Origin of the sequence: Peribacillus sp. NPDC097197, assembly GCF_050278025.1 — a bacterium.
In the GTDB taxonomy this organism is placed as follows: Bacteria; Bacillota; Bacilli; order Bacillales; family DSM-1321; genus Peribacillus.
The window spans coordinates 207,292-220,462 of the sequence record NZ_JBNNST010000004.1 but is presented as its reverse complement, the minus strand read 5'-3'; the positions used below and the strand labels follow the sequence as shown (position 1 = coordinate 220,462).

General features: G+C 42.2%; 10 protein-coding genes, 1 pseudogene and 1 other annotated feature. All 11 genes and pseudogenes read left to right on the top strand.

Going from position 1 to position 13,171, the window contains the following annotated elements; translation table 11 throughout:
- Window positions 1-31 precede the first annotated feature (31 nt).
- Window positions 32-100: pseudogene (locus tag ACQKL6_RS07695) on the top strand (peptidoglycan-binding protein); the annotation flags it as partial.
- Window positions 101-326: 226 nt separating this feature from the next.
- Window positions 327-586: a binding site (T-box leader), on the top strand.
- Between the two features lie 106 nt (window positions 587-692).
- The gene (ilvB, locus tag ACQKL6_RS07690; RefSeq protein WP_427650926.1) at window positions 693-2,408 is read left to right on the top strand and encodes an acetolactate synthase large subunit; all 1,716 of its coding nucleotides are present in this window, start codon (window positions 693-695) and stop codon (window positions 2,406-2,408) included.
- Window positions 2,409-2,411: 3 nt separating this feature from the next.
- Window positions 2,412-2,924: an acetolactate synthase small subunit gene (ilvN, locus tag ACQKL6_RS07685; RefSeq protein ID WP_402874607.1), complete on the top strand. Its 513-nt coding sequence runs from the start codon at window positions 2,412-2,414 to the stop codon at window positions 2,922-2,924.
- Window positions 2,925-2,971: 47 nt separating this feature from the next.
- Complete coding sequence (gene ilvC / locus ACQKL6_RS07680) at window positions 2,972-4,000, top strand: ketol-acid reductoisomerase (RefSeq protein ID WP_402874610.1); 1,029 nt, start codon at window positions 2,972-2,974, stop codon at window positions 3,998-4,000.
- Window positions 3,987-5,522 carry a 2-isopropylmalate synthase gene (locus tag ACQKL6_RS07675; RefSeq protein WP_402874613.1) on the top strand — a complete coding sequence of 512 codons (1,536 nt, stop codon included), beginning with the start codon at window positions 3,987-3,989 and terminating at the stop codon, window positions 5,520-5,522. The genes ilvC and ACQKL6_RS07675 overlap by 14 nt, the downstream gene beginning before the upstream one ends.
- 15 nt (window positions 5,523-5,537) lie before the next feature.
- Window positions 5,538-6,650, top strand: a complete 1,113-nt coding sequence (gene leuB / locus ACQKL6_RS07670; protein WP_402874616.1) for a 3-isopropylmalate dehydrogenase — start codon at window positions 5,538-5,540, stop codon at window positions 6,648-6,650.
- A 68-nt stretch (window positions 6,651-6,718) separates the two neighbouring features.
- Window positions 6,719-8,128, top strand: coding sequence for a 3-isopropylmalate dehydratase large subunit (gene leuC, locus ACQKL6_RS07665; protein WP_427650925.1), 1,410 nt, complete (start codon window positions 6,719-6,721; stop codon window positions 8,126-8,128).
- Between the two features lie 30 nt (window positions 8,129-8,158).
- Window positions 8,159-8,758 (top strand): 3-isopropylmalate dehydratase small subunit, encoded by a 600-nt coding sequence (gene leuD / locus ACQKL6_RS07660; protein WP_427650951.1) that lies wholly within the window; start codon window positions 8,159-8,161, stop codon window positions 8,756-8,758.
- 166 nt (window positions 8,759-8,924) lie between these two features.
- The gene (locus tag ACQKL6_RS07655; RefSeq protein WP_402874622.1) at window positions 8,925-9,956 is read left to right on the top strand and encodes a tetratricopeptide repeat protein; all 1,032 of its coding nucleotides are present in this window, start codon (window positions 8,925-8,927) and stop codon (window positions 9,954-9,956) included.
- A 186-nt stretch (window positions 9,957-10,142) separates the two neighbouring features.
- Window positions 10,143-11,435, top strand: coding sequence for a trigger factor (gene tig / locus ACQKL6_RS07650; RefSeq protein WP_402958127.1), 1,293 nt, complete (start codon window positions 10,143-10,145; stop codon window positions 11,433-11,435).
- A gap of 419 nt (window positions 11,436-11,854) precedes the next feature.
- The gene (clpX, locus tag ACQKL6_RS07645) at window positions 11,855-13,123 is read left to right on the top strand and encodes an ATP-dependent protease ATP-binding subunit ClpX (protein WP_402874628.1); all 1,269 of its coding nucleotides are present in this window, start codon (window positions 11,855-11,857) and stop codon (window positions 13,121-13,123) included.
- Window positions 13,124-13,171 lie beyond the last annotated feature (48 nt).

Genomic DNA, 13,171 nt, shown 5'->3' with positions numbered 1-13,171 from the left:
TAATTACCAATAAAATGCAGAAACAGCCTTTCAGAAAAAACATGGTTTACAGGCAGATGGGATTCTAGGTAAGAATACATGGAGTGCATTATTTGCTTAAGTATATTTCTTTTCTATTCTTTTCTCATTATTTTCAAACTAAAAAAATATTTTTTTAAAATGTGAAAATAGGATAATGGTAGGGATGAAAGCGCATACAATAAAACTTATAATTTAGAATTGTCTAAAAATTCATTGAATGCCTGTTGACTACACTCCAAAATGCGAGTAAGATAATCTCAAATACAAGACATCAAACATTAGCGTTTCAAAAAAATATGAATAATGAGAAAACATTGAAAAGGATAAGTAGTCTTTTTTCAAGACATTCACAGAGAGCCGGGTTGCTGAGAACCGGTATTGTCCCAAAAGATGAACTCACCTTGGAGTTTCAGCTTGAACGTTATACTAGTAGGGCTGAACGGGTGCGTACCAGTACCCGTTACCAAAACAGAGAATAGTTGTATACTATTCAAAGTGCGCATGGAAGTTCATGCGAAAAAGGGTGGTACCGTGGAGCGGCTGATTAAGTCTTTTCACCCCTTTAACTTGCTAAGTGCAAGTACATTTGGGGTGAAAAGGCTTTTTTGTATGCCTAAAAATCCGAATATTATGAATTTAATCGAGTGAGAAAGCGGAGGAGGTCTTTACGAATGACACAAAAAGCAGTAGTGGCTGATCGAAAAAGTGGAAAGACACATTATAGTGGTGCCGAATTTTTGATGGAAGCATTGAAAAAGGAAAATGTTGAAGTCATCTTTGGGTACCCTGGTGGTTCTGTATTGCCGATATATGACAAGCTTTATAGTTCAAAGCTTTTTCATATCTTGACACGACATGAGCAGGGTGCAATCCACGCAGCAGAAGGGTACGCCAGGATTACTGGCAAACCGGGAGTGGTCATCGTCACGTCCGGTCCTGGAGCAACGAACATTGTAACCGGCCTAGCGGACGCAATGATTGATTCTCTTCCACTTGTTGTTATTTCGGGTCAGGTAGCTACTAGCGTAATTGGTTCGGATGCCTTTCAGGAGGCAGATGTACTCGGGATTACAACCCCAATTACAAAACATAACTATCAAGTGAGAAAGCCGGAAGACCTCCCACGTATCATCAAAGAAGCATTTTATATCGCTTCAAGCGGACGACCGGGACCTGTTTTAATAGATATTCCTAAAGACATGGCAATCTTGGAAGGGATAGCGACGGAAGAGGATCCAGTGATGGACCTGCCAGGCTATCAGCCAACGACAAAGCCGAATTACTTGCAAATAAGAAAGCTTGTTGAAGCGGTAAGTGGTGCGAAAAGGCCCGTCATCCTTGCTGGAGCAGGTGTCCTTCATGCAAAGGCATCTCATCTTTTGAAGGAATATGCCGAACAACAAGGCATACCAGTAGTTCACACCCTCCTTGGCCTTGGCGGTTTCCCAGCCGAGCATCCGCAATTTATTGGAATGGGTGGCATGCATGGTAGTTTTGCGGCAAACATGGCGTTATCGAAATGTGATCTGTTGATTAATGTGGGGGCAAGGTTCGATGATCGTTTGACCGGAAACTTAGCCAAATTTGCACAATATGCAACTGTTGCCCATATCGATATTGATCCAGCGGAAATCGGAAAGAATGTACCAACCAAGATTCCTGTAGTCGGCAGCGCGAAAGAAGCTTTAACGGAGTTGATTGCCCAAAGTGGTAAAAAGCCTGACATTACGGAATGGACTGAACAGTTGAATGAGTGGAATGCAGAATTCCCATTACGTTATACCCAAGAAGAAGGGGTGCTGAAACCTCAACGTGTCATTCAAATGCTCCATGAAAAAACGAAGGGGGAAGCCATTGTCACGACGGATGTTGGTCAGCATCAAATGTGGGCGGCCCAGTACTATCCATTTAACAAGCCTAATTCATGGGTCACATCCGGTGGCCTGGGTACGATGGGCTTTGGCTTACCGTCCGCACTTGGAGCACAAATGGCCAATCCAAAAGCGACAGTTCTTTCGATATCTGGCGATGGTGGTTTTCAGATGTGCCTTCAAGAACTTTCGGTCATTGCGGAAATGAATCTGCCGATTAAGATCATCATCATTAATAACGGTGCGCTTGGAATGGTAAGGCAATGGCAGGAACTCTTCCATGACAATCGCTTTTCACACAGTGTTTTCCAGTCTCAACCCAATTTCGTTAAATTGGCTGAAGCATATGGAATTCCAGGGTTTAAAGCTACTACCGAGGAAGAAGCCAATGCATGCCTCGATGAAGCATTCACGATAGATGGACCGGTTTTGATCGATTTCCGTGTCAAACAAATGGAAAATGTCTTTCCGATGGTAGCATCAGGAAAAGGGCTGGATGAAATGGAAGGAGTTTAAGCAATGAGGGGAATTCTTAGCCTTACCGTGAACAATAGACCAGGCGTCCTTAACCGGATCACGAACCTGTTCACGAAAAGGAATTATAACATTGAAAGCATGACAGTCGGGCAATCCGAGCAGGAGGGCATTTCAAGGATGACCTTCGTGGTCGATGTTGATGACGAAACGGTCATTGAGCAAATCACAAAGCAATTAAATAAGCAGATAGAAGTGCTTAAAGTGATTGATATCACGAATCAATCGATTGTAGCCAGGGAACTGGCGCTCATCAAGATATTGGTGACAAGCCAGACCCGACCTGAAATCTATTCGGTAATTGAGCCTTTCCGGGCCTCTGTTATAGATGTAAGTAAAGATAGCCTGACGGTTCAAATCACTGGGGAATCAGACAAAATCGAAGCCTTCATTGAACTGATCAAACCGTATGGCATCAAAGAGTTGGCAAGAACCGGGACGGCGGCCTTCCCTCGCGGAATGCAGTTGTCACATGCAAAAAGCGCAACAATCGTATAAAAACAACCAAAAAAAACTATGGATATGAAAAGGGAGATGTATTAATAATGGCAAAAGTATATTATAACGCAGAAGCAAACGAGAATTTTTTCAACAATAAAAAGGTAGCGGTAATCGGATACGGTTCACAAGGACACGCACATGCTCAAAACTTACGTGATAGCGGTGTGGATGTAATCATCGGAATCAGAAAAGGTAAATCATTCGATAAAGCTGTAGAAGATGGATTCAATGTATATACAGTTAAAGAAGCGGCAGAACAAGCAGATGTAATCATGAACCTTTTACCAGATGAAACGCAACCAAAAGTATACCAAGAAGAAATCAAACCTGTGTTGCATGCAGGTCAAGCATTAATGTTCGCACACGGATTCAACGTTCACTTTAACCAAATTGTCCCACCAGCCGACGTGGATGTATTATTAGTGGCTCCAAAAGGTCCAGGACATCTTGTTCGCCGTACATATGAACAAGGTGCAGGGGTACCGGCATTATTCGCAATCTACCAAGATGTGACGGGTGAAGCAAGAGAATTGGCACTTGCTTACGCTAGAGGAATCGGAGCACTAAGAGCGGGTGGATTGGAAACGACATTCCAAGAAGAAACAGAAACAGATCTTTTTGGAGAACAGGCAGTGCTTTGTGGCGGATTGACTTCCCTTGTAAAAGCTGGGTTTGAAACATTGACGGAAGCTGGATACCAACCGGAAGTTGCATACTTCGAGTGTTTACATGAATTGAAATTAATCATCGACCTTATGTATGAAGGCGGTATGGAAAATATGCGTTATTCCATCTCTGATACGGCTCAATGGGGAGATTTCGTTTCAGGACCACGCGTTGTGACAGAGACGACAAAAGAAGCGATGAAAGCCATTTTAAAAGACATCCAAGACGGGGAATTCGCAAAAGGATGGATCCTAGAAAACCAAGCGAATCGTCCAGTCTTCAATGCTATCAATAACCGTGAAAACAAACACCAAATCGAAGTGGTAGGTCGTGAATTAAGAAAAATGATGCCATTCGTCAAACCTCAACAAACAGAGAAAGAAGTGGTAGCCGTTGCGAAAAATTAATATTTTTGAAACAACACTTCGTGATGGGGAGCAATCGGCCGGTGTGAACTTGAATTTTACCGAAAAGCTGGAAATTGCTTATCAGCTTGAAAGGCTTGGTGTGGATATCATCGAAGCCGGTTTTCCGGCAGCATCCAAAGGGGACTTCAATTCCGTACAGGAAATCGCGCGCAAAATCAGAAACAGCTCTGTTACAGGGCTGGCGCGCGCTGTAAAGGGAGACATTGACGCTGCGTGGGACTCATTGAAAGTCGGAGCAGAACCAAGGTTGCATACATTCATCGCCACGTCTCCGATCCACCGTCAATACAAGTTGAAAATGTCAAAAGAACAAGTGATTGAAAAATCAGTTGCCATGGTCAAGTATGGGGCAGAGCGTTTCCCAATCGTACAATGGTCTGCCGAAGATGCCAGTCGAACTGAACTTGACTATCTGGCTGAAATAGTCGAAGCGGTCATTCAGGCGGGGGCGAAGGTTATCAACATTCCGGATACAGTGGGATATGCCGCCCCGATTGAATACGGAAACATCTTCCGTTACCTACGTGAAAATGTTCCTTCCATCGATAAGGTGAGCCTATCGGCTCACTGCCATGATGATCTTGGAATGGCAACAGCTAACTCATTGGCTGCCATTGAAGGTGGGGCTACCCAAGTCGAGGGAACGATAAATGGAATTGGCGAACGTGCTGGCAATGTGGCCCTTGAAGAAGTGGCGATGGCTCTTTATATCCGAAAGGATTTCTATCAGGCGGAGACGGGTCTTGTCTTGAATGAAATCAAAAGAGCTAGTGATCTGGTTAGTCGTTTAACGGGAATGCAGGTACCTGCAAATAAAGCCATTATCGGGGCCAATGCCTATGCGCATGAATCCGGGATTCACCAAGATGGCATGTTGAAAGAAAAAACGACGTATGAAATTATCTCACCGGATCTGGTCGGTGTGTCTGCCAATTCGCTTGTTCTAGGTAAGCATTCTGGACGGCATGCTTTCAAAGAGAGATTACAAGAATTGAATTTCTCTGTAACGGATGAAGAAATGAATTCTTTATTTGTCCAGTTCAAAGAATTGGCGGATAACAAGAAAACCATGACGGACGAAGATATCGTAGCTCTTGTCCTTGAAGAAAAAGCGACGGATATCAGTTTTTATGACCTGATTTCCTTCCAAATATCTCATGGTACCCATCAAGTTGCCACGGCAACGGTTACGTTGAAAAAAGGCGATAGTGAAGAAATACAGGAAGCGGCAACGGGTGCTGGTAGTGTTGAGGCCCTCTATAACACGCTTGAAAGATGTTTGGGTAGTCAAATCAACCTCCAGGATTACAGAATCCAATCTGTGGGAGCTGGGATGGATGCCTTAGCACAAGTTTTCGTAAAAATCGATTACAACGGTGTGGAAACGAGTGGACGTGGACTGGACCAGGATGTATTGGAAGCCTCGGCAAAAGCTTATTTAAACGCGGTGAACCGTGTAGTCATCATGAAGGAATTAGAAGAAAAAGCAGTCATGCAGTAGGAAGGGGAGATTTCGATGAAAAGGAATATTGCGGTGCTTCAAGGAGATGGCATCGGTAAAGAAGTGACTAGAGGCGCTGTAGAAATTCTTGAAGCCGTTGCTCAACGGTATGGGCATGATTTTGAATTTCAATATGGCGAAATTGGTGGTAGCGCTATCGATAACACGGGATCGCCACTACCGGACGGGACAGTAGAGATTTGCAAGAATAGCGACGCGGTATTATTAGGGGCGGTCGGGGGACCGAAGTGGGACACTCAACCTGCGCACCTAAGGCCAGAGCGTGGTTTGTTGAAAATCCGCAAAGACCTGAATCTCTATGCTAACATCCGGCCAATTAGCTATTATTCCAGCTTGTCGGAGTCTTCACCTCTTAAAAAGGAATTCATTGAAGATGTCGATTTCGTTATTGTACGCGAGCTGACGGGTGGCCTTTATTTCGGGAAGCCGAGTGAGCGGGTGGAACGAGAGGGGAAGGATGCGGTCGTCGATACCCTTTTTTATCAGAAAGATGAAATGAAGCGCATCATTGAACTTGCATTTAAATTAGCCTCTGACCGCAAGAAAAAAGTGACATCGGTCGACAAAGCCAATGTCCTGGAATCCAGTCGGATGTGGCGTGAAACGGCTGAAGAAATCGCCAAAGATTATCCGGAAGTGGAACTTGAACACATGCTTGTTGATAATGCTGCGATGCAGCTCATAAAGAATCCGAAACAATTTGACGTTATCGTGACGGAAAATATGTTTGGTGACATTTTAAGCGATGAAGCATCCGTCTTGACTGGTTCACTTGGCATGTTGCCTTCCGCTTCGATCTCTACGGAAGGTCCCAATTTATATGAACCGATCCACGGATCTGCCCCTGATATTGCAGGAAAAAACCTGGCAAATCCTATTGGGACGATTTTATCGGCAGCATCGTTGTTACGCCTATCATTCGGATTGGAAAATGAGGCCGACGCGGTCGAGCAAGCGGTGGAAACGGTACTGAACTATGGACTAAGAACCGGTGATATTGCTAATGGTCAATCATCAATCACGACGACGACAGAAATGATTGCCCAAATAAAAGCAACTCTATTAGACCAGGAAGCCATCTCCAACATCATGGGAGCTTATGCATAACCTTCTTTCACGGCCTAAATCTAGGCCGTGTTTTTTAAAAAATATAAAATTGATCGAGGTGGATATAAGTGGGTAAATCTATAATTGAAAAAATATGGGATCGCCATATTATATATGAAGAGGAAAATAAACCGGATTTATTGTATATAGATCTTCAATATATTCATGAAGTAACATCCCCTCAAGCATTCGAAGGTTTGAGATTGAAAGGACGTAAAGTAAGAAGGCCCGACCGGACTTTCGCAACAATGGACCATAATGTGCCTACTATAAATCGCCATTTCATTTCGGATGATATTGCAAGAAAACAGTTGGAGGCACTCGATAAAAACTGTAAGGAATTCGGTATCCGTCTTGCTGACCTAGACAGCCCAGAACAAGGAATCGTTCATGTCATCGGTCCGGAATTAGGTCTTACACAACCTGGTATGACGATTGTTTGCGGGGACAGCCATACATCTACGCATGGGGCGTTCGGATCGATTGCTTTCGGGATCGGAACAAGTGAAGTGGAGCATGTTTTGGCCACTCAATCCCTATGGCAGACTAAACCAAAAACGCTAAAGCTTGAGGTTAATGGGAAACTCGGTCATGGAGTCATGGCGAAAGATGTCATTTTATATGTTATATCCAAATTCGGTGTCGACTTTGGGACAGGACATATCATTGAATATTGTGGGGAAGTTTTCGATGCCATGTCAATGGAAGAAAGAATGACCGTATGTAATATGTCAATCGAAGGCGGTGCTCGTGCTGGGCTAGTGGCACCAGATGAAACGACCTTCTCCTATTTGAAAGGTCGTAAATATGTATCAAAAGGTGAAGAGTTTGAGCGTTGCGTTCAGGACTGGAAGGCACTTGTTAGTGACGAGGATGCGGTTTATGACCGGGAAATCGTCCTTGATGGCAGTTTGATTTCGCCAATGGTCAGCTGGGGAACAAATCCGGGCATGGCTAGTGGAGTGGATGAACGGGTACCGACTTTTGCAGAGGATATCACTAATTCGAAGGAACTCGGCCGCGCGCTTGAATATATGGGACTTCAAGAAGGAATGGCGATTACGGATATCCCGGTTCAACATGTATTTATCGGTTCTTGTACCAATTCCAGAATTGAAGATTTACGTCAGGCTGCTGAAATGATTGAAGGCAGGACGGTTCATAAAGGTGTTCGAGCAATGGTGGTACCAGGCTCACAAAGTGTCAAGAAGCAAGCGGAAGATGAAGGATTGGATGAAATTTTTAAATCGTCAGGCTTTGAATGGCGGGAATCAGGTTGTAGCATGTGCTTGAGCATGAACCCGGATGCGGTGCCTCCTGGTGAACACTGTGCCTCCACGAGTAACCGGAATTTCGAGGGACGACAAGGGGCAGGGGCCAGGACCCATTTAGTAAGTCCAGCCATGGCAGCGGCTGCGGCCATATACGGGAAATTCGTTGATATAAGAAACTTGAAAAAGGCTGAGAGAGTTCAGTAAATACAAATTAATAGGAGGTGCACAATGGAAATGGAACCCATTACTATATATAAAGGAAGAGTGGCGGCACTAAATCGGAAAAATGTGGATACCGATCAAATCATTCCAAAGCAATTTTTAAAACGGATTGAACGAAGCGGCTTTGGCGAATTCCTGTTCTATAACTGGCGCTTTGATGAAGAAGGAAATGAACGCCCTGATTTTGAATTGAATCAGCCTCAAAATCGTGATACCTCGATTTTGATTGCGGGTGAAAACTTTGGCTGCGGGTCATCAAGGGAGCATGCACCATGGTCGTTGAAAGATTATGGTTTCGATATTGTCATCGCACCATCTTATGCCGACATATTCAAAAGTAACTGCATGAAGAATGGAATGGTTCCCATCGCATTAAACCATGAGCAAGTCCAGTACCTGATGGAGAGGGCCGCTTCCCCTGATTATGAACTGACTGTCGATTTACCGAATCAAACGGTGAAAGATGGCCAAGGGTTTGAAGCAAGCTTCGAGATTCATCCATATTGGAAGGAAATGCTCGTCAAAGGCTGGGACGAAATATCGATCACCCTTCAATATGATGAGAAAATAGCAGCTTATGAAAAGCAAAAAGATGCAGTTTCTAATGCGTAATGAATTCAAAAAAAGGCTTCCTATCCAATAAAATAGGAAGCTCTTTTTTGTGGAGTTTTAAATTACATATAAGTGGAACGGATACCTTGGAAGGTGACTGTTTTTTGAATTTCATTCTATTACATGCTAAACTATTTTCCAAAAGCGAACGGCGAGGTGAATATTGATGGTTGGGAAACATGGAAAGAGCACAGAGGATCCGAAGGTCGTCCCATTTCCTAATCTAGGGGAACGGTTAATCATAAAGGGCCTCGACGAGCTTGGAAAAAGGAACTTTAAAGACGCAGCCCGGCTCTTCAGTCAAGCACGGGAATTTGAGCCGGATAATGATGAAGTATGTATGGGCCTTGTCGTTTCCCTGGTTGAGCTCGAGTATTATGAAGAGTCCAAAGAATTGTGCCAAGAGATGCTTAATAAAGGAATCGGTGACTATTTCCAATTGATTAACATCTATTTAATGGTGCTACTCCAATTGAATGAACATCAGGAAATGATTACGACAATTGAACTTTTATTTGATGAAAACCAGATCCCCTTCGACAAAGAGGAGCATTTTGAAAAGATGCTTCACTTCAGCAAGCGGGCCCTTGAAGATAAAAAAGAGGAAACCGAAAGGGAATTACAGCTGCGGGAAGAAGAATTACAGAAGGAAGAGTTATTCGCAGGGAAATCGGATAAAGAAATGCTACTTGTGATTTCTAAACTTACGAATCTTAATATTCGACCTTTTGTCCCCCAAATCGAGCAGTTTCTTCAAGACCGTGATGGACACCCATTTTTTAAAACGATGCTATTAAACATCCTTATAGACCAGGAGTATAATGAAGAAGTAACCGTTTGGAAGTTCACGCAGTCCAAGATTGTCAATCCAAAAGAGCTGGTGACCTTGAAGGAAACAAGCTTCCATAAAACGATCATGAACCTGACAGAAGAGGAAATCAGTCATAAAAATCCGAGTTTATTTGAAATGGTGCACAGCCTAATTGAGCGGCATTCCTTTTTATTGTATCCATTCGAACCAGAATCAGATATGATACCGGCATGGGCGGCTGCCTATCATGCGTTAGCCGAAGAGTACATGACAGGGGAAGATAGGATCCAAGAAATAGCGAATAGTTATTCCGTTGATGGGGAAGCGGTTACGAATATTCTAGCCACTATAAAAGAAATCGAAGAAATTTCTTATCCCATTATTTAACCTATTGCTGTTGTAACGGTTTGAACCTGTGTTATAATGTAGTGGTTGTAATGTATAATCGTCTAATTTTGACGAATTCCCAATTTTTTTCTTGGGTATATTTGAAGGATGACTTGTTAACACTTGCAAAGCATATTCATCCAATGCTTATTATTGAAGTATATAGATCTTTTTGGAGGGAAACACATGTCTGTAAAATGGGAAAAACAAGAAGGTAATCAAGGCGTATTAACAATCGAAGTAGAAGCTGTAAAAGTAAACGAAGGTTTAGACGCAGCATTCAAAAAAGTAGTTAAACAAGTAAACGTACCTGGCTTCCGTAAAGGTAAAATGCCACGTCAAATGTTCGAAAAGAAATTCGGCGTAGAATCATTATATCAAGATGCTCTTGATTTCATCCTTCCTGATGCATATGCAAATGCTGTCGAAGAAGCTGGAATTCAGCCTGTAGATCGTCCAGAAATCGACATCGAGAAAATGGAAAAAGGTGAAAACCTAATCTTCACGGCTACTGTAACAGTTAAGCCTGAAGTTAAATTAGGAGATTACAAAGGTGTTGAAGTGGAAAAATTCAATACTGAAGTAACTGACGAAGACGTTGATAACGAATTGAAATCAATGCAAGAACGTCAAGCTGAACTTGTCGTTAAAGAAGAAGGGCAAGCTGCAGAAGGCGATACAGTCGTTCTTGATTTTGAAGGATTCGTTGATGGTGAAGCATTCGAAGGCGGAGCTTCAGAAAACCATTCACTAGAAATCGGTTCTAACTCATTCATCCCTGGTTTCGAAGAGCAACTTGTTGGTCTTGAAACAGGCGCTGAAAAAGATATCGAAGTTACATTCCCTGAAGAATACCATGCTGCTGAACTTGCAGGTAAACCAGCTGTATTCAAAGTGAAAATTCACGAAATCAAAACAAAACAACTTCCTGAGTTGGATGATGAATTCGCGAAAGACGTTGACGAAGAAGTTGAAACGTTAGCTGAACTTAAAGAAAAAACAAAACATAAATTAGAGCATGACAAAAAACATGAAGAAGAAAACTTCGTACAAAACACTGTAATCGGTAAAGCTGTTGAAGGTGCAGAAATGGACATTCCTGAAGCTATGATTTCTAACGAAGTAGACCGCATGATGAATGAGTTCTCTCAACGCATTCAATCTCAAGGCCTAAACTTAGAACTTTACTACCAATTCTCAGGTCAAGACGAAGAAGCATTAAAAGCACAAATGAAAGAAGAAGCTGAAGGACAAGTTCGTACAAGCTTGACTCTTGAAGCTATCGCTGAAGCTGAAAAAATTGAAGCAACTGATGAAGACGTTGAAGCTGAACTTGCAGAAATGGCTACAATGTACAACATGGAAGTTGAAGCAATCAAACAAGCTCTTGGAAACTTAGAAAGCATCAAAGGCGATCTTAAAATTAAGAAAGCAATTGACTTCTTAGTGGAAAACAGCAAAACTGTTGAAGCAAAATAATTTATTTTAAGTAAGTGTTTACTAATATTTTCTTCAAAGAAACAAGGCGCGAGTAATCGTGCCTTGTTTTATACATATTAAGAATTTGTTGGTAATTGATAGTTTCTGATTGATTTTTTTTTCATTTCAGTGTAGATTAATTCTAATGCTGCATATACATATTTATACAGAAAAACCTTATTTTAAAAACCGAAAAGTTTGGACATACTGGTAAATGGAAACATACATATGAAATGAAAATTTGTACTTATTGGACAACTTGTGGGTGAGCGTTTTTGTTACAAAATTTCCAAGAACGTGATAGAATGCAAAACATACTAGGAATTTTGGAACGCTAAGTATTTGTGTGTCTTTCCTATAGTGGATTTGACACCTTTACATCACTAGAGTTGGAAGAGTATTTAAAGGGGTGAACGTTCATGTTTAAATTTAATGATGAAAAAGGACAATTAAAATGTTCTTTTTGCGGAAAAACTCAAGAACAGGTCCGCAAACTGGTAGCTGGTCCAGGTGTATATATTTGTGACGAGTGTATCGAACTTTGTACTGAAATCGTTGAAGAAGAGCTAGGTACTGATGAAGAAGTAGAATTTAGAGATGTACCTAAACCTAAGGAAATTCGTGCGATACTAGACGAATACGTAATTGGACAAGAACAGGCTAAAAAGTCTTTGGCCGTCGCTGTTTATAATCATTATAAACGCATCAATTCCAATAGCAAAGTTGATGACGTCGAGTTATCCAAGAGTAATATCGCTCTTATTGGACCGACAGGAAGCGGGAAAACGCTACTTGCCCAAACATTGGCGCGTCTATTGAATGTACCTTTTGCCATTGCTGACGCAACTTCATTAACGGAAGCTGGTTATGTTGGGGAAGATGTAGAGAACATCCTTCTTAAGCTGATTCAAGCGGCTGATTATGATGTGGAAAAAGCGGAAAAAGGCATCATTTATATCGATGAAATCGATAAAGTGGCCCGTAAATCCGAGAACCCATCGATTACACGCGATGTATCCGGTGAAGGTGTACAGCAGGCCTTATTGAAAATTCTTGAAGGTACCGTGGCAAGCGTTCCGCCACAAGGAGGACGTAAACATCCTCATCAAGAATTCATCCAAATCGATACGACTAATATCTTATTCATCTGTGGTGGTGCTTTTGACGGCATTGAACCAATCATCAAACGCCGTTTAGGCCAAAAAGTCATTGGCTTTGGTTCTGATGTTAAAAAAGATGATATCGCAGAAAAAGAATTGCTTTCTAAAGTTCTTCCAGAAGATTTACTGCGTTTCGGTCTAATTCCGGAATTCATCGGTCGTCTTCCTGTCATTGCTACACTAGAGCAATTGGACGAAGCCGCTTTGATTGAAATCCTTACAAAACCGAAAAATGCTCTTGTGAAGCAATATCAAAAATTGCTTGAGCTTGACGACGTGGAATTGGAATTCGAACAGGAAGCACTTAGTGAAATTGCTAAAAAGGCGATTGAACGTAAAACAGGTGCGCGTGGACTCCGTTCCATCATTGAAGGAATTATCCTTGAAGTGATGTTCGATCTTCCATCACGTGATGATGTTGCCAAATGTGTAATTACAGGAAGCACAATCGCGAAAAACGAAACACCAAAGCTTGTCCTGAAAGATGGTACAACCATTCAGGGACAAGGGAAGAAAACATCTGCTTAATCGATTAGTGAAAAAACTGCCAGTTCTTCTGGCAGTTTTTTTATGTTC